The organism is Photobacterium sp. GSS17 (assembly GCF_028621875.1).
Classification (GTDB): domain Bacteria; phylum Pseudomonadota; class Gammaproteobacteria; order Enterobacterales; family Vibrionaceae; genus Photobacterium; species Photobacterium ganghwense.
Genome location: NZ_CP117518.1, coordinates 1,019,997 through 1,038,115 on the forward strand (window position 1 = coordinate 1,019,997; position 18,119 = coordinate 1,038,115).

Annotated in this window: 18 protein-coding genes; 6 read left to right on the forward strand and 12 right to left on the reverse strand. The window is 48.4% G+C overall.

Annotated elements, in window-relative coordinates:
• Positions 1–93: 93 nt before the first annotated feature.
• The 8 genes from PGW97_RS21080 to PGW97_RS21115 form a co-directional block, all read right to left on the reverse strand.
• Positions 94–981 carry a DMT family transporter gene (locus PGW97_RS21080; RefSeq protein WP_047885922.1) on the reverse strand — a complete coding sequence of 296 codons (888 nt, stop codon included), beginning with the start codon at positions 979–981 and terminating at the stop codon, positions 94–96.
• Between the two features lie 262 nt (positions 982–1,243).
• Positions 1,244–3,271, reverse strand: a complete 2,028-nt coding sequence (gene fusA, locus PGW97_RS21085; RefSeq protein ID WP_273859729.1) for an elongation factor G — start codon at positions 3,269–3,271, stop codon at positions 1,244–1,246.
• A gap of 353 nt (positions 3,272–3,624) precedes the next feature.
• Positions 3,625–4,797: a tetratricopeptide repeat protein gene (locus PGW97_RS21090; protein ID WP_273859730.1), complete on the reverse strand. Its 1,173-nt coding sequence runs from the start codon at positions 4,795–4,797 to the stop codon at positions 3,625–3,627.
• Positions 4,794–5,414, reverse strand: coding sequence for an energy transducer TonB (locus PGW97_RS21095; RefSeq protein WP_273859731.1), 621 nt, complete (start codon positions 5,412–5,414; stop codon positions 4,794–4,796). Before PGW97_RS21095 ends, PGW97_RS21090 begins: the two co-directional genes overlap by 4 nt.
• A complete protein-coding gene (locus tag PGW97_RS21100) occupies positions 5,414–5,818 on the reverse strand; it encodes an ExbD/TolR family protein (RefSeq protein ID WP_047885926.1) in 405 nt (134 codons plus the stop codon). Before PGW97_RS21100 ends, PGW97_RS21095 begins: the two co-directional genes overlap by 1 nt.
• Positions 5,818–6,378, reverse strand: a complete 561-nt coding sequence (locus tag PGW97_RS21105) for a MotA/TolQ/ExbB proton channel family protein (RefSeq protein WP_047885927.1) — start codon at positions 6,376–6,378, stop codon at positions 5,818–5,820. The genes PGW97_RS21100 and PGW97_RS21105 overlap by 1 nt, the downstream gene beginning before the upstream one ends.
• A complete protein-coding gene (locus PGW97_RS21110) occupies positions 6,378–7,712 on the reverse strand; it encodes a MotA/TolQ/ExbB proton channel family protein (protein WP_273859732.1) in 1,335 nt (444 codons plus the stop codon). The genes PGW97_RS21105 and PGW97_RS21110 overlap by 1 nt, the downstream gene beginning before the upstream one ends.
• A 1-nt stretch (position 7,713) precedes the next feature.
• Positions 7,714–8,475 (reverse strand): DUF3450 domain-containing protein, encoded by a 762-nt coding sequence (locus tag PGW97_RS21115; protein ID WP_047885929.1) that lies wholly within the window; start codon positions 8,473–8,475, stop codon positions 7,714–7,716.
• 730 nt (positions 8,476–9,205) lie between these two features.
• Here PGW97_RS21115 and PGW97_RS21120 point away from each other — a divergent pair.
• Positions 9,206–9,583 carry a hypothetical protein gene (locus PGW97_RS21120; RefSeq protein ID WP_273859733.1) on the forward strand — a complete coding sequence of 126 codons (378 nt, stop codon included), beginning with the start codon at positions 9,206–9,208 and terminating at the stop codon, positions 9,581–9,583.
• A gap of 404 nt (positions 9,584–9,987) precedes the next feature.
• Positions 9,988–10,614, forward strand: a complete 627-nt coding sequence (locus PGW97_RS21125; RefSeq protein ID WP_047885931.1) for a hypothetical protein — start codon at positions 9,988–9,990, stop codon at positions 10,612–10,614.
• A 282-nt stretch (positions 10,615–10,896) separates the two neighbouring features.
• Here the strand turns inward: PGW97_RS21125 and PGW97_RS21130 are convergent, their stop codons facing one another.
• From PGW97_RS21130 to PGW97_RS21145, 4 genes are all read right to left on the reverse strand, one after another.
• Positions 10,897–11,799: a L,D-transpeptidase family protein gene (locus tag PGW97_RS21130; RefSeq protein ID WP_254462913.1), complete on the reverse strand. Its 903-nt coding sequence runs from the start codon at positions 11,797–11,799 to the stop codon at positions 10,897–10,899.
• 255 nt (positions 11,800–12,054) lie between these two features.
• Complete coding sequence (locus tag PGW97_RS21135) at positions 12,055–13,179, reverse strand: acyl-CoA desaturase (protein ID WP_047885932.1); 1,125 nt, start codon at positions 13,177–13,179, stop codon at positions 12,055–12,057.
• A gap of 216 nt (positions 13,180–13,395) precedes the next feature.
• The gene (locus tag PGW97_RS21140; RefSeq protein ID WP_047885933.1) at positions 13,396–13,881 is read right to left on the reverse strand and encodes an acyl-CoA thioesterase; all 486 of its coding nucleotides are present in this window, start codon (positions 13,879–13,881) and stop codon (positions 13,396–13,398) included.
• A gap of 250 nt (positions 13,882–14,131) precedes the next feature.
• Complete coding sequence (locus PGW97_RS21145) at positions 14,132–14,809, reverse strand: hypothetical protein (protein WP_273859734.1); 678 nt, start codon at positions 14,807–14,809, stop codon at positions 14,132–14,134.
• Between the two features lie 253 nt (positions 14,810–15,062).
• Between PGW97_RS21145 and PGW97_RS21150 the strand changes: the two genes are divergently transcribed.
• The 4 genes from PGW97_RS21150 to PGW97_RS21165 all read left to right on the forward strand — a co-directional run bounded on the left by PGW97_RS21150 (position 15,063) and on the right by PGW97_RS21165 (position 18,117).
• A complete protein-coding gene (locus PGW97_RS21150; RefSeq protein ID WP_047885935.1) occupies positions 15,063–15,911 on the forward strand; it encodes a lipase family protein in 849 nt (282 codons plus the stop codon).
• Between the two features lie 185 nt (positions 15,912–16,096).
• Entirely contained in the window at positions 16,097–16,825 is a 729-nt protein-coding gene (locus PGW97_RS21155) for a nitroreductase family protein (protein WP_273859735.1), read from the forward strand.
• A gap of 90 nt (positions 16,826–16,915) precedes the next feature.
• Entirely contained in the window at positions 16,916–17,410 is a 495-nt protein-coding gene (locus PGW97_RS21160; RefSeq protein ID WP_273859736.1) for a hypothetical protein, read from the forward strand.
• Between the two features lie 167 nt (positions 17,411–17,577).
• A complete protein-coding gene (locus PGW97_RS21165) occupies positions 17,578–18,117 on the forward strand; it encodes a heme NO-binding domain-containing protein (RefSeq protein ID WP_273859737.1) in 540 nt (179 codons plus the stop codon).
• The last annotated feature ends 2 nt before the right edge of the window (positions 18,118–18,119 follow it).

Sequence of the window (18,119 nt, forward strand, 5' to 3'; positions counted from 1 at the left end):
AGCGACACCCATTAATGGGTGTCGCTTTTTTATCAATAAGATCAATGTGGTATCAGATGTTTTTCCTGAATCACAAAACGCGAAAACAACGGGTTACGCCCGGGCTCTGAAACGCCTGAAGATCAAATGGCCACCCCGGAACATGAGCAGAGACAGGAGAATCATCATACAGCCCATCACCTTATGCGGTGGCATTTGCTCTCCATACCAAATCACACTGAGAATCACCGTCCAGACCGGTTCCAGAATCATGATGATGGCAGCATTGGTTGGGTTGGCATATTTCTGACCTGTCGTTTGCATCACATATCGCAGGCTGGTTGCGACTAAGGTACTCAGTGCAAACCATCCCCAGATTGAACCTGGTACACTTTCGGGCCAGGTTTCAGTGAAAATGGCAACACTCAGTGCCATGCATCCCGTCACAAATAGCTGCAAGCAGGTCAGCAGCAGAGTTGGAATACGGCTGGCATATTTGCTATTGAAGTTAAAGTGCACTGCGAGCGTCAAAGCTGCAATCAGAAACCAAAGCTGACTGACAGACAATTGCCACGCCTGCCCGCCGCCAAGCGCCAGGAGCAATAACCCCCCCACCGCAACGGGCAATGAAAACCAGAAATTCCGCGACGGCTTTAACTTGAAGACTCCCCACGCGACAATTGGCACAAACAGCATGGACAAGCTCATGATAAACGCTCCCTCACCTAACGTCTGAGAGTGAGAGATCGCATAAACCCAGCACATCAGGGAGATGCCCAATAACACCCCGACCCCCATTGCCTTGAAAATATCGGAGCGATGTACCTGCCGAAAAGCACGCAGACAAAATGGCAGCAAACAGATTGAAGCCAACACGAAGCGAAATCCGATAAACCCAAATGGTGGCAAGCCCTGAATAGTCTCTTTGGAAAAAATCCAGCCCGATGCCGCGAGCATGGTGGTGGCGACCAAGATTAAATCAGCACGACGTGATGACGACATAGCAACCTGTTATGTTATTTGTATGATAATTTTGTACCGATATTGTAACGTCATTTACTACAAGGAATGAAGTACTAACTGATTAATTACCTGAGGGTATAGACGGAAATTAGCGGAGTGTCCCCAAGAGCCGCCAGAAGCGGCAGCTCAGGGGGATAGTTTTTCTGCCTGTACATGTGATCGTATTCTGGGCGTGTTATTCAGACGACACCACCGAGTTCCCATAATCTGGCAGCTAGCTTGTACCAGTCACTTTCACCTGTCAGCAGTCTGAGGCAGTAGCCGCCTTACACACTTCCATCTGAACCTGAGCCGGTGCAGGCTCATAATGGCTCATCGACATACTGAAACTGCCCTCTCCACCTGTCATGGCTTTCAGTCGCTGGGCATATTCAATCAACTCTTTTTGCGGCATGCGGGCCTGAATATGAGTGAAATGGCTGTCTTCTGCATTGGTGCCTAATATCATTCCACGATTGGCCGCCAAATCCCCGGTGATATCCCCAACGGCTTCGGTTGGAACAGTCAGAGCCATCTCGACTATCGGTTCCAGCACAATCGGGTTGGCGTTACGCACCGCGTCTAAAAACGCTTTCTTACCGGCAATCACAAAAGCAATTTCTTTCGAATCCACCGAGTGATACTTACCGTCATACACTGTCACTTCGATATCGCGAATCGGATTACCAGAGATAGCGCCTTCAGCCAACGCCTGCCGAATCCCTTTTTCAACCGCAGGGATCAGTGACGTCGGAATGGCTCCGCCAACCACCTTGTTGACAAAAACAAATCCCTCACCGCGTTCAAGCGGCCTGACCCGCAGCTGGACTTCACCAAACTGTCCCGCACCGCCACTCTGCTTTTTATGCCGGTAATGGCCTTCTGCAGGCTGCGTGATCGTTTCAAAATACTCAATGCTGGGCACGGTTGCTTCCACATCGAGCTTATAGAGTGATGACATTTTTTCGAGCGCAATCTTGAGGTGGAACTCTCCCTGTCCGCTGAGTACGGTTTCATTTGTCCGCGCCCGATGTTCAAGCCGCAAAGACGGATCTTCCGCCACGATCTTATTCAGGATCTCAGACAGCTTTTGTTCATCGCCCCGCTTGATCGGACTGATCGACAAACCATACATAGGTTCAGGAAAATCCAGCGTACGCATGGTGATGCCATCTTCATCATGTGAATCATGGATCACCGAGTCAAACTGAAGCTCATCAACCTTTGCCAGCACGCAGATATCACCACACCGTGCAGCGCTGATTTCATTGCGCTTTTTGCCCTGAAGCTGGTAGAGATGACCGACTTTAAACGCTTTATTGTTTTCTCCGATGTACAGCTGAGAACCAGCGTTTATTGCCCCCTGAAACAACCGGATGTAAGCCAGTTTACCGAGATATGGATCCACGCTGATCTTAAACACATGCCCGACAGCATGATCCAGTTGCTCACTGTTGACGGGAGCCTGCTTACCCTTCTTCTCAAGCATTGGCGGGTTGCCTTCTTCCGGCATAGGCATGATTTCAGCCAGTGTCTGCAACAGCAGGTCACAGCCAGCACCGGTTTCAGCAGAAACAAAACAAACAGGAATAACATGCCCGGTACGAAGTGCCTCCTCAAAAGGCGCATGCAGTTGAACCGGGCTGAGTTCCGAGCCCTGTTCCAGATACAACGCCATCAGATCTTCATCCACTTCGATGATTTGATCGATTAGCTGTTCATGGGCTTCACTGACAGAGCTGAACAAGGTCGAAGCAGATTCCTCCGGTGTAAAGAAACAATCAATCACCTGGCTGGCATCTTCTGATGGCAGATTCAATGGCAAACACTCCGCACCAAACTGCGCCTGAATCTGTGTCAGGCATGCGCTTAACTTAGAAGGATTGAGGTCAATCTTGTTGATGACAACCATCTGGCATTTCTGCTGATCGCGGGCAAACTGATAGAGTCTGTCAGAGACCTGATTCAAAGGCGTGTTAGCATCAATGACCAACACTGAGGATTCTACCGCCGGAAATACACTGAGTGCTCTGCCAATCAACTCAGGCAGTCCCGGCGTATCGAGAATGTTCATCCGGTGAGATTGCCAGCTCAAGGCAACCGGAGTGGCTTCGATACTGTGTTGATAGTGGATGGATTGATCATCAAAATCGGTGACGGTATCCCCCCCTTTTACTGTCCCGAGGTGAGTTGTTGCCTGAGCGTCAAACAGCAACCTCTCAATAAGCGACGTTTTCCCTACGCCACTCTGGCCGACAAAGACGATATTGCGGATTTCATTAACAGACATACCTTGCTCCCATTACACGCAGAAAACGAAAAGACAGGCTGAGGTAGGCGGGATTTCCGCCTCATCGTCTTCCAGGTCATTTTCCGGATGGGAACATTCATACGCGTACCCTATTGGTTGCCCGTCGTCAGGAACAAGATGTCAGTAGCTCTGAGTCAGGAGCTATGCATTAAGGATAGGAAAGTTGACAGACTTCATCAGCTTGCCTTTCAGACAGACACAATACTGTGAAGCAATTCATGACCAGAAGAATGGGCAACGTGGCAGAGAAAGAAAAGGCTGCAAATGTGACAAAGGTCTAACACGATAATCGTATACCTTGCCGTTTGCAGCCTTTAATAAAAAGGGATGGTTCAGGAATCCATCTTACGCATTTGATTCAAATAACGAATCCAGCTCTGTGACGTCGAAGTCGACTGAATATTGTCGGCACGCTTGGCGTGGATAATCGCTTTATCAAAGTCGGTCAACTTGTAGTACGCCCTTACTTTGGCCAGTTCAACATCTGCCGCACGGCGTTTATCCGTCACTTTTTGCAACTGAGTCAATGCCTGCCGGTAATGCCCTTCCTGAAGCAATAGCTGAGCTAATTGCCAACGGTATTTATTGTCGCGGTTGGCTGCCAGTTCCCAGACTTTCACCGCCTGATCCCACTCTCTTGCCATCTGCCAGTACTGGGCCTGAATCGCCAGCAATTCACTGTCGGACTCGGCTCCTTCCAGTTCGGCAATTTGCTGTGCTGCTCGCTCAGGAATGCCTCTCTGGGCATATAATTGCGCAAGACTTCGCAGATCCCGCTGCGTTAGTGCGACCCCCTGCCTTTTCGCCAGCGCCATGGTATTGAGGGCATCATGCGAACGACCAAGTCGGAGTTGAATACCGGTCAGTTGCTGCCACCAGGCCACATGGTTCGGTTCCAGCGCAATCAATGCTTCCAGAGTGGGTACCGCCCCTTTCCACTGTTGAAGCTGCAGTTGTGCTCCTAGCTTCATGTTTAGTGAATGCTTATCCGTTTTCTTTAAAAAACGATCGCGTTTGGCAACAGCCTTCAACACGTCATTCCATTGTTCCAGTTGATAATGGCTTTGCGCAATACGCAGCCACAGTTCGGCTGCGTTCTGATTTTCCGGAACCGATTTTGAAAGCGTGTAATAGTGCGGCAAAGCCTGCCGGAATTTCTCGCTGGACAGCAGAATGTCAGCCAACATTCGGCGAGTTACCCAGGCTTGCTCGTCTTGCAGCAAACCCGACTCAACCGCTTTCTGCAAGTTGGTAATGGCCTGATTTTTGTTACCACTCTGCCAATAGAACACCCCCAGCATACGTTGTACGTAAGCTTTGTCGTACTCCCTTGAAGGGTTCAGCCCCTTCAGCAGATTAATGGCTTCGCCCAGCTTTTCATTCTGCTGCAACGTATTCGCCCGCTGCACCTTGTTCGCGATACCCTGCGACAAATCTGCGGCATGAACAGAAGCAACACTGAGTGGTATTGCCAGCAAAGCAACCAGAGTGAACTTCTTCATCATTTCTCCATCTTGAACACAATTTTTGCGGTCTGGACGTAAGGCACAGCTCGGCCATCCACCACTTTAGGCTGATACTTCCATTTTTTCAGCGCACGCATCGCTTCCCGATCAAAGATACGTTTAGGATTCGCATCGGTTATCTGAATATCCGTCGGGCGTCCTTGTGCATCCACGGTAAACGAAAACACCACATAACCTTCAATGCCCCTCTGCTGCGCTTTAGGGGGATAAACCGGATCCTGTTTATAAAGCGGCATCGCCTGCTGATTAACGCTTGTCCCGAAATCAGAAAACGTCGGGACATTAATCGCCAGCCCGGAAATTGCGGTATCCAGACTCAGGCTCGGCATGGTCGGAGTAACCGTATTGGTTGTCACTGACTGCGATGTTTTCGGCATTGCCTGCGGCGGCGGCTCCGGTGTCTCCGGCGGTTCAGGTACCGCGCGCTGACGGCGGGATACGTCCCGTTCCTGCTCAACCATAACCATGTCAAACGCCAGAACCTGTTTTTCCTCCTGGGCTCGAGGATGGCCGTTATCCACCATCCATGCCATGAAAGTAAACAGTCCCAAGGCGACAGAAAAAGCCACGGGCAGAGCGATTAACAATCGAAACATCAGCGTTTCTCCGCGGCCAAAGCAATATTCTTCACTCCGGCCCCTTTGGCCGCATCCATAACTTTGACCACGGTACCGTTGTAAGCATGTTCATCAGCCTGAATAACCAGGGAGGCATCCGGTTGATCTAGCAACAAGTGTTCCAACGTCGCCTGCACACGCTCCACATCCACAACACGCTTATCAATATAGACATCGTTAGCTGACGTGATGGCCACAAAAATCCCGGCGTCTTTTTGGCTGACAACATTACTGGCCTGCGGACGATTCACTTCAACACCGGACTCACGGACAAATGAACTGGTGACGATGAAGAAGATCAACATAATAAAGACGATATCCAGCATTGAGGTCAGATCAACCTGGGCATCTTCACGGGCAGAAGACGGACGATTAAGTCTCATCACTGGCTCCTTAATAATTTTTCAAGTTTCATTTCCCGTAAATGACAGGCTTTAGCCAGACGGGAATGGACAAACATACCAGACAGCGCTGCAACCATACCGGCCATTGTCGGTAAGGTCGCAAGGGAAATCCCAGACGCCATCAGACGAGGCTGGCTACTGCCCTGCGTGGCCATGACATCAAACACAGAAATCATCCCAGTGACTGTGCCAAGCAGTCCCAGCATCGGGCATATTGCAACCAGCACTTTGATCAGATTCAGATTCTGATTCAGCGCCAGATGAGCCTGATTCAGCCAGCCACTACGAACCGCGTGGGCATACCAGGACGTTTGATCATCTCTGGCCTGCCACAACGTCAGCCATTGCTGCTTCTGCTTCGGATATGTCACAGACAGATACACAACCCGCTCAACAACCAGTACCCAGCACAGCATTACCACGGCGGCCAGCCACCATAGGATCTGGCCTCCCTGATTCATAAACTGCTCCAGTGAGTACCACCAGCTTTCCAGTGCTGAGTTGTGGATCAATGGGATGTCGTAAAGACTGTTTTCCATTATGCGGCAGTTCCTGCTTTTTCAGCCTGTTCTGCGACCAGGCTTATTCCCTGTTTCTCTAGAATGGTGCGAATATTTTCTGCCTGTGAACTCAGGATATTATGAGCAAGCAGCAACGGCATGGCTGAAACCAGACCAAGAACCGTCGTAACCAATGCAGTAGAAATACCACCAGCCATAATGGTTGGGTCACCATTGCCGAACTGAGTAATAACCTGGAAGGTTTCAATCATGCCCGTTACAGTACCCAACAGACCCAGCATTGGCGCCAAGGCCGCCAGCAGTTTCAGCATCGACAGGCCTTTTTCCAATCCCTGCTGTTCATCGACAATGGTTTCCAGTAAGCGCAGTTCCAGTGCTTCCACGCTGCGCTTCTGTTCTTTGTTATAAACTGACAGCACGCGTCCCAGTGGGTTATCGCCCGGTTGAGTCGGCGACTTCAGCTGCTTGTTGATTTGCTGGCGCACCAGGGTCAGCTTGATACCGCGGAACAAAGAAATTCCCAGACCAATCGCCAGCAAACCAAGAATAATTTTTCCGACGATGCCGCCGTGCTCGAGACGGTCAGACAACTCTGGAGAGTTTGCTAGTTGTTCCAGCATGATACCGCGTGATGGATCCACCACGGCTGCCTGCATCCCAGTTTCCGTCAACCCCGTAAGGGTGTTAAGTACCGGGCCATTTTCAGGCTGCTTCAGATAAGGTTTCGCTACAGCACGCTTGCCGTCCCAATCGATGTACCCGTATTCACCCACCAGGCCGATGCTGCCCAGTCGGTAAGCATCCACATTATTGGTCTGCCCTTCGCCGTTAATAAAAGGCACCTGCACCAGACGCATTTCTCGGCTGGCCGAAATTTGCTCTTCCATTCCCTGCCACAGCGCAGTCAGCTGCTTTAATGAAGGCAGCGCTTTGGCTTCAACAATCGAGTCGACCACCGGACGGAATGTTTTGCGGTCGACCCCGGTCACGGAATAGGCCAATTCGTTATCCAGCTCTTTGGCGGCCTGACGAACAACCCCAAACAGTTCACCAAGACTACCGGTTTCCAAACGCAGCTGTTCTTCCAGGCGGGCCAGGTCGTTTTCATTTTTACTGAATGTGGCGCTCAGCTCATCGGTTTCGGCTTGTAGCTGATCCCGCTGCTTGACCAACGCATTGTACTGAGCACGAATTTCCTGCTCAGTCAGACGAAAATCCTGCTCACGATCGGCGTCATGCGCGTTCTGAACACGTTGTTCCTGACGTGTTTGATCGGCCAGCGAAGTTTGGGCTGACACCAGCATTGGCATTGAAACAAGGCACAGCGCAGTTGCTAACGCTTTGAATTTCATCTTAGTTATTCTCCACGTTAACGGAAACCGGCAGGGTGATCAGGCTTGGCGCAGCTTGCTTGGAAGCAATCGCAAATGCTTTATTGATGTCTTTGGCATAGCCGTTTTCCAGCGATTGCCAGCCGGACGTTTTATCATTCCAGGCCCAGAAACGCTTACCATCAAGGCTGCGGGCAACCAGCGAAATGCGTCCCAGGTACAGCATATCCGCTTCAATCTTCGTGTTATCCAGCGCCAGTTGGCCCTGATAGATCCCCATCTTGGTGCCGTAATCCATTTCAATCTGGTAGGCTTCCAGAATACGGCGGAATTTCTCCGCGTCGCTGACATCCGCCATTGCCATCATGTCTTCCAGCTTGCTGATACGATCTAGGCGCTGTTCATGGCGAATCGGTTTATCGTTTTCCACTGTTGTCTTCAGGCCAGCAAGCATACGGTACATCAGAGGCACAACCCCCTGACGAGTATCTTTGATTCCCTCGATCTGATGCTGAAGGCTTTCAGCTTCCTGCTGCTGACTGGCCACCAGGTTTGAAAGGTGATCGCGGTAAATGCCGAGGTTGTTCACTTCTTCCTTCAGCTGTTCCATTTCCGCTTTCATGCTGAGCACAGAGTCAGCACTGCGATCGATTTTCTTCTGGCTGTTAGCCGAGGCGGCGTTCATGGAGTTCTCGATGGAACGTGCGTCACCCAGCGTACTGGCGTTGGCTCCGCTAATCATGCCCAGCATCAACAGTGCCAGGCTGGTTTTTGCTACTTTCATTGTTAATAAATCAGTCGGTTAAGAAAAATAAAAGGCTTCAATCAATGAAGATATAAAAACAAACATAAACCGCTATCGTCATAGCTGGTAATGGTTATAGATTCTAATTGTAAACGAATCTCATTTAAACCATTTTCATACAAAAAACCGTAATAGCACCTCTGACTACGATCTGAATCATGTGTTTACCTGCCCTGTTGTACGGTTTGCATGCAATCCCCTGATAAATGCGATAACAGTCGCGAGTCTGTACGCGATCTGATAACAAGCATGAGCATCACCCTGTTCATAAGTTGTCGCTGTGTGGTACCAACACAACGTGTGTATATAGCTATATCTACACACCCAGACTTCAACCCAGACTTCTAGCCCGATACGCGCCGTCTATTTTACATGATTACGTCGACACACCTCAGCCAACGTGTATGTATGCCTGTCTCTATTTCCAATAACTAAGTGACAATGTCACTAATATCACTTATCCCCTCTATATCTTTCTTTGAATAAGACCTAATTTAAAAGCTCAAGGACACCAGTCATGTCACAGCGTTGACCTTCAAACGACTTCGCAATAACATCCTGTCGATAAACGCATAAAGTGTGCGTTTTTTCTGATCCCTCATGTATAATGCCGCGCTCAAAATGAACTTTCCGGTACTTTGAAGTGAATGAAGTAAACCTTGATGACGTACGTCATCAACTTGCTGCGCTGAATTTTAAAGCAGACAAGATGCGTATTGTAACTGTTTCGGCCATGGATGCTGACTTACTGGAGTCTTGCACCACCACCACAGGTGAATGCTTTTACAACAGCTACATGAATGTGATCTACGGGAAAGGCGATCGCTATGTCCTGGGTTACCGCTGTGAAGAAACCGTGATTGACCACGCGATTATTCGTAAAGGCGACAAGTACTACGACCCTACTCTGCAGTCAGAGGGTGAGTTTTCTGAATATCAGTTTGCAGTCCTGACCGAGTTTACTGTGTTCGACATGATGAAACACGCGAAGTCTAACAAGGATTTCCCGCCGGATGTTGATTACGTACTGAGTAAGGCTGACAAATTTAAAAACGTCATTGACGTTGATAAAATCAAACGAAAATAATGCCTTCAAGCCTCTGTATGTTACAGGGGCTTTTTGTTTTCTCTCTGTCTTTCGATTTGAGTAATTTTTTCTGCGTCTCTATCATCTGCGCTAGCAAGATCTCCCCGGCTGAAATAATCTTTCCCTTTAATACCAACTAGCTGCATATAAAATCACCAATCAGCGATCAGTCAAAATCAACTGATCGTCGTATCTTGCAGCACTGAATTTGTGATCCGTCTACTTTTCCTCGTGAAATTGAGAAAAGCAGTAGATTTTTTTTGGCGGCTCGCTATTTTAAGAGGTCAGAGTTGTCTATATTCAACCATTGGCACTTGTTAAATTAGTGTTTTCATTGGTTGTGACATTGGAAACTTGTGGTATCAGCTTTAAAACGAAGCGTTAACCGTTTGCTAGGATGCAATATGAAACTTTTTATTTCTCTGTTCTTATTAGTTTTGCTATCCGGGTGCAGTAACGGCATCAACATTTCCGTCCCGGACAGACTGGCTCAGTCTGAATCGAACAACGGATATGTTACCGGTAGTTTGGGGGTGACCACAGAATGGCCATCAACGGGGGAAGGACTTGTCACAACGCTGTATCTCAGACAGCAAGGCAGTGCAGATCCAATCACAGTCACCAGTTCTAAATCCGACTTTGATTACAATAACGGCCTGCAAAAAGGTCAGCTGTTCACTATTGCGCTGCCGCCTGGGCAGTATGAGCTATACAGTATCAGCTTCAGGGGAAGTAACGGGATTCAGAGTGTTGAATCAAAAACGAAAGATAACCTGAATATCGCGTTTACCGTCCGACCGGCTCAGGTCACCTATATTGGCCAGTTCCTCACTTCTAGCCTAGTCGCCAAAAGTACCTTGTGGAACACACTTTTCCCAAGCGGATACGGCGTTGTCACACACAGTGATGCCAGCCAACGGGACAAATCGCTATTTGACAAACACAACCCGAATTTACGCACAATGTCCTTCGTCATCTCTCCACTGACAGGGTTAACCGACAGCCGCATTCCTTCGACGGTCACCAACTGATCGAATGAGCTGACTTCGGGTTAGCATCAGCGAACCCATAACAAAACGGCAACCCTAAGGTTGCCGTTTTTCATTCAAAGCTTTTCGTGTTCAAGCGGTAATAATTGCGTTTTACTGTGCCCTGTTCATAAGGCTAACCAATGTCCCCAGCAGCCAAAAAACTATGAGGTAACACCGCACGATAAATGTGTCGGTCAGCGTATAAAATCACAGTTAGCATCATGAAAAAATACGCCATAAACAGAACCGTTATGAAACAATAGCGCCATGAAAACGAGTTAATCAGCGAAGCTGGACCGGTAGGCCAATCTGGTTCATCAGGGCTTCATCCAGTAACTGACGAGCTCGAACATCACCAGCAACTTCCGCCAACAGCTGATCTGGGGCAGAAACACGTTTATGCTCGCCCATCTGATCTTCATCGCGTGACAACGGTTCGTGAACTTCAACGTATACTGAACCATCTGCTTCTATCGCCTGTTTAACAGGCTGGTTGATGATACGCACTTTAGTACCTCGTGACACTTGGTGGAAAAGCCACTCTACATCCCAAGGGTTCATGCGAATACAACCTGAACTTACACGCATACCGATACCGAAATCTTTATTGGTACCATGGATAAGGTACTGACCAGAACCATGGGAAAGACGCATCGCGTAATCACCCAGCGGGTTTTCCGGACCAGCAGGGACTACTGCAGGCAAGATCACATTGTGCTTTTCACGATATTCACGACGAATATTTGCCGTCGGCGTCCACGTCGGGTTCTTGATCATCTGACTGATCGAAGTGGTCATCTTAGGCGTTTCACGTCCAACACGACCAATCCCAATCGGGAACACGTACATCTTGTCGCTGTTCGATGGGAAGTAGTACAAACGCAGCTCAGCCAGGTTGATGACAATCCCTTCACGTTTTACATCCGGCAGAATCAGTTGCATCGGAATCTTCAGTAGAGATCCCGGCGTCGGCAGAAACGGATCCACCCCCGGATTTGACGCCATCAGCAGCAGCAATCCAACATCATAACGGTTGGCGATATCCAGAAGGCTGTCACCTTTGTTAACCTGGTAGTACTCCATCGTACCAATCAGCTTAGTGCTGGAATCCGGCCGATCATACTCTACCGCCTGCGCCGACATTGACATGAAACAAGCAAACATTAAGAGTAAAATTCGTCTCAAAACAGTGCCTCCATCTTTTATCCCCTCAATTATGGCAAATAAGCGCATTGCGCTGTTGCTCTTGTGTGCTTTTCTCTGAATCGAGACAGCAATATCGCCGATTGTATCGGATTTCTCCGCGGAAGTACGTCATCATTCCGTCAAGCTTTTGCCATCGCAGTATTAACAGTATGCATAACAAAGCGGGGCTAAATGCCCCGCTTTGGTTGTTTCTGTCTCATCTGCAAGACCGTCAGGTCGCTCGTTCATGCCCTATCAGGCATACTGAGCCGTCAACTGCTTCCAGACTTTTCTTTGCATTTCGAGACGATACTTCATTTCACGGTATTGTTGAAGAAATTCAAAGCTCTCATACTGTTTCAGTAAATCATTTTTCTTCAGTTCCAGCATACGCTTCTTGGCACCGTAGTAGTCAGCAATTTTATGTAACAGAATTTCATATTCCTGATTCAGCATCTCAAGGCAGGCGTGACTATTCGGCACCGCTTCCAATTTCTGCTGCAGGCGCTGTAACTGCATGGTGGCTTTGGCCTTTTCAATTCGATCTTCCGGACAAACTTTGAGGTTCTTTGCCATTCCCATCCAAGCACAGGATTTGATCAGCCACTTCGTCGGATCGAACTGCCACCAACGAATGCCATTACGGTAATCGTATTCAAAAATATGATGGTAGTTGTGATAGCCCTCGCCAAACGTCAGCAACGCCAGAAAACCGTTGTCCCGGGCAGTGTTTTTATCGGTATACGGCTGACTTCCCCAGATATGCGCCAGGGAGTTAATGAAGAAAGTGGTATGATGACTCAGCACAAGTCGGACTATACCCACCAGTAACAAAGCCCCCCAGATATCGCCATGCCATAAACCAAACAGCAAAGGAATACCAAAGTTCGTCGCGACAGCCAGAGGCACGTAGTACTTGTGTTGCCACATAACGATTTTATCTTTCTGCAGATCACGGCAGTTGCTGTAATCGGAGTAGCGGTTCGCCTGGTATTCACGCAACATCCAGCCAATATGGCTGTAGAAAAAGCCCATTTTGGCAGAGTACGGATCTTTCTCGTTGTTATCGACATGGCGATGGTGAATTCGGTGATCTGAAGACCAGTGAAGGATGCTGTTTTGCAATGCAAAGGCACCACCAACGGCAAAAATGAAGCGCATCACTGCGTTGGCTTCATAAGCTTTGTGCGACCACAAGCGATGGTAACCCGCCGTGATAGACATGCCGCAATAAGAAAAAGCCGCCAATAACATGGCCCATTGCGTCCAGTCGAAACCGACGAAGTAAGCATATAACGGGGCGCCAATCACAGCGATCAGCAAGGTTGATGTAAAGATAAAAATATTCAGCCAAATCAGTGGCGGCTTTGAGGATGTCATCCTGAAACCTATAGTCGTTGAGCGTACAAGTGTACGCCAAGACTAACTGCATACCGATTAACCGTCAATATGCTTTAGTTAAAGTTGCACAATGACATCCCATTCCTGATCTGACGGACTAACTAAGAATCTGCGCTCAACAACAGCTTCATCGCAACGCTAGCAGAGCTTCACTCCCTGAACTGCGTTGCTTGCTCTTATCTTCGAGGCAAGGGCTTACTTGATAAACTTAACGTGAGCTTCCATTTCTTCGCCGATCTCTTTTCGCATGTTCATCAGTTTAATGGCCGATTCCCGCAGGGCTTTATCTTCCGCGTTTTCCGGCTGCCACTCAGGAACTTCCGTCGGCTGACCCGCTTCATCCACAGCCACCATGACCATAATACAGTGCGTAGTCAGCTGATTTTCCAGTTCTTTCGGATCACATGCCTGCACATCAATCGCGATATGCATTGAGGTTTTCCCGGTATAAATGACTCTTGCCGTTACTTCTACCAAGTTCCCGACATGGATCGGCTTAACGAAACGGATACCGCCTGCGTAAGCTGTAATACAGTATTTGCCACTCCACCCGGCGGAACAGGCGTAAGCCGCAAGGTCGATCCATTTCATCACGGCACCGCCGTGCACTTTACCGCCAAAATTGACATCTCCCGGCTCGGCCAGAAAACGTAATGTCACTTCCCGTTGTTGCTTGCTCATTGACCACTACTCCTTTTTGCAACGGCTTCGATTGTGTTAACAACAGTGATAACAAAACACTCTGAATATTCCTATTAATAGTGAACGAGACAAATAAGGATGCTGACGGCATCACATTTTTCTGTCTGCTTTCTCATGGCTAACTGAGCATCATCGTTCAAGCCATGCTTTGCCCTGACTTATTAGCCAAAACGAAAAAAAGCGCCGCAGTGGGCGCTTTTTTATTTTTGCTATAGAGACTTACTTGAAATCAGGCACCTGCGTTTTGTGCCTGTTTCACCTTCAGTGTTGCCAGTTCGGCGTTTAAGACTTCCAGGCGTTTTTCCAAATCAACCTGTTTGGTTTTAAGCTGGTTATTCTCTTGTTGGACTTCTGCTAGGCTCGCATCCTTGGTTTTAATATCCTCATGCAGAGTTTTACATTGCGCTTCAAACTCTTCACGTTCCGTTTTGACTTTACGCGCATTGCGTTGTGCCGTTGCTTTAGCTTTAACCGCCTTATCAATATCGGCCAAGGCGATTTCCAACGTGTCATCACGCTCAGACAGCAGCTTTTCCATTTCAGCGAGCTGCGCTTTTAACGCTTCCTCTGCTTGCTGCTGCTCCTGACCAGAAACACCGGTGACGCGATTCCACTGCTCATGCGCCTGCCGAGTCATCTGATCCAACACATCAAAAGGAAAATGCAACGATGGCTGCTCTTCCTTCTGCTGATAAAATTTGCGATCCATTTCTTCAAGAATTTTGAGTGTCTGCTGATAGCTCTGGTCCATCATCTGACGGGCATTCGACACCGCCGCAGCTTCCATAGCCTTACCAGCCACCATCATCCCCTGAAACTGTCTGAAGAGTTCTTCCGGTTGCGCTGCCTGTGTGAGTTTTACGAACGGGTGAGACTTAAAATCATATTCCATCATGTTACCTGCCATGCATTTCCTAACAATTGCCAAAAAGAATAAGCCCAAACACATCTATTCTTATATCAAATCATTCAAGCTTTACGCATTATCTTTCATAAAATTTGAACCCAATTCGATGTATGTTCAGGTTAACCGCATAGCATGACATTTTTTATGTCACCTCAAACAGATTCAAAGTGGGTGTCATCTGTTTGAGATAAATCACCTTTAAGTTGGGAGGAGTCTGTTACATAGCAGGTTCTGCACCCACATCAGGAAATGAATGAAACCTCTTAAACGTTATCAATATGAGCGTTACGCCATCTTGTGTCAGCTTGCCTACCCCACCACCTTTAATCACACGCAATACGGTTTTTCCCCGGAAGGACGCCATGAAATCACTGACCGCTGGGGGCGTACAATCATTCGAGTGCTTTGGGGGGAACACCCGGAGATTGTGGTGGTCTTTAAAGGTTCTCAAAGTATCTGGGACTGGCTAGTTAACCTGGCATTTTTACCCAAGCAATTACCCTATGGGCAGAAACGCTGCCATGTTCACTGGGGCTACTACAAATTGCTGGAGCAAAAAAGTCAGCTACCGCCAGCTGCTGCTGACCCGTTTGTCACTGACAGTATGAATGTGGAATTCCAGCAATCTCAAGAAAGGCAACGCGATTTTGCCAGCAAAACCATTTATGAGCAGATTGAGTCTGTGCTTGAACCTCTGCTGGCACAGGGAAAACGAGTGGCATTTACCGGACATTCTTCCGGTGGCGCGATGGCCATTCTAGTTGCGCACCGCCTGTATCAGCGTTACCCACACGCCATTAAGCGCATTGTGACATTTGGTCAACCCGCTGCCGGCTTCTGGAACTTCAGAAAGCACTACCCGCTGGAGCAGAGAACATACCGTATTTGCTGCGATTTAGACGTTGTTACCTTTCTGCCTCCCGTGCCACTGATGTTCTGGCATGTTGGTAAATTACTGTGGCTTCATAATGGCAAAATTTATGAGGATACGCCGACGTATCAACGATTATACCGCTCTTTGGTCAGCTGGATCCTGCGTCCCATCACCTACCACTACATGAACAAATACATCAGAAACAAAGACTTTTTTGATAAACATTAAACTCCGGGGCTAGCAGTTTGATTTACTCCCCCGATACATATCACCAAGTCACCAAGTAAGAAAGTCATTGGTAGCAACGCTTATTTTTGAGTTTTCGCACCGTTTCGGGTTTGCCGCCAGGTATCCGTCATCAGACAAAAACGGTATAGTGCCTCCCCCTTAATTTCACGGCTCTTAACCTTGCTATGTCTGCTGAACACCACACTTTTTCCGATATCATCCGCTCCCGCCGCTCGGTTCGTAAATACGATGAGGCCGCAGAATTTGACCATGATGTGGTCACGCGATCGCTGGAGCTTGCTACACTGTCACCTAACAGTTCCAATATGCAGTTATGGGAATTCCACAGAGTCATTAATGCGGATAAAAAAGCAAAACTGGCGCATTATTGTATGGGGCAGAATGCTGCGAAAACAGCCAACGAGTTGGTCCTCTTTGTGGTCACCCCTTATAAATGGAAGCAGCGAGCGGAAATGAACGCGGCTACTATCCGGGAAGCCTTCTCCGACCGTGAAGATGAAACGGCAAAACGCGCACTACGCTACTATGAGAAACTCATCCCGTTTCTGTACAACAATGATCGATTCGGGCTGTTCGGACTGGGTCGAAAAGTTCTGAGCTGTTACATGGGCTTGAGAAAACCGATGGTAAGAGAGGTCAGTAAAGCGGATTTACGGGTTTGCCTGCACAAGAGCACTTCGCTGGCAGCGATGACTTTTATGACAGCCATGCGTGCAGAAGGTTATGACACCTGTCCGATGGAAGGGTTTGATTCTAAGCGCGTAAAAGCGCTGTTAGGGCTGCCAAAACAGGCAGAAATCACCATGATCGTCAGCTGTGGCAAGCGTGCTGAAGATGGGATTTATAGTGAAAGACACCGGGTAAACAACAATGACGTCATTTTTAGTCATTAATTGAGCAATTAACCCCATTCCAATACCTTAACCGGATTAATTACGGTAAGGTGTGGGGAAATAAGTAAAAACACAGGGGCAGAAATACTGATGGAAGCACTCATCGCAAAGAAAAATCACTGGATGGACAGCCACATCACCGAAGCCGAATTTCCCACGCCGGAAAGTGAACAGGGTCTCGCGTTGTATCAGGCAAAGCAAACCAGTTTGACCGCAACTTCCGCTTCACATACCAGTTACGAACCGTCTGCCCTGTCAATCTATCCTGTTGACTGCCACCCTCTCACCATCCGCTATGCCGTCGTATACGCCAGCCAATGGGATGATCAGGATGAACATAGCGCCGTTGTGGAATATCTTACGCAAATCATGTTTGAACCGGACTCTCCCGCCCAGTTATTTGTCGGATTTTTTAAAGGTAAGCCCGCTGCATGCGGAATGTTGTACCACGATCCTGAACTCGGTACCCTGGTCAGCGACATTGCAGCGTTGCCGGTTCCGGCGCAGGACGCTTTATGCCAGGAAATGCGTGACGCTTTGATCGCCAGAGCCGAGGCTGACTCCCCACTGTTCGAGATGCAATAATCCCAACCGCTTTCTTTCACATTTTTATTGCATAAATCTACCCCATTCGGGTAAGTCTTCATCATCAACGCGATGCGACAACGGTTTGTAATCACTTAGAAATTTTTGACCACCGCTCGTTCCTTTCCCATACTTCAGACAGGAGTATTATGTCTGTCAGGGGTAAAATGAAAGGAATCATTTTTACTGAATTTCTGGATATTGTTGAGCATCAGTTTGGCCTTCAGGTCTGTCAGCAAATGCTGGACGATGCCGGCGATCAGGGAAGTTATACCAGTGTCGGCAGTTATGACCACCGGGAACTGGTCAGGCTAATAAGCAGCCTGAGTGCCATCACCGGACACTCAGTAGCTTCATTACAGGAGCTGTTTGGCGAAGCCGTTTTTCCTCGCCTGCTCAGTAATCTGCCGGAAATGCCCGCCGAACAATACCACACCCTCAGTTTCATCAACCGGGTTGAGGCCCACATCCACACCGAAGTCAAAAAACTCTATCCTGATGCTAATCCGCCAAAGTTTGATTTTCTGTCTCAGACAGAATCGACCCTCATCATGGACTACAAGTCAGCGCGTTGCATGGGCCACGTCTGTCTCGGGCTGATTAAAGGCTGTGCCGTTCATTTTGGTGACCGCATCGCTATCGAGATGATGCCGGTATCAGGGCAGCAGGATCATGTCCGTTTCAAAGTGGAGCGGCTCACGGAGTGACT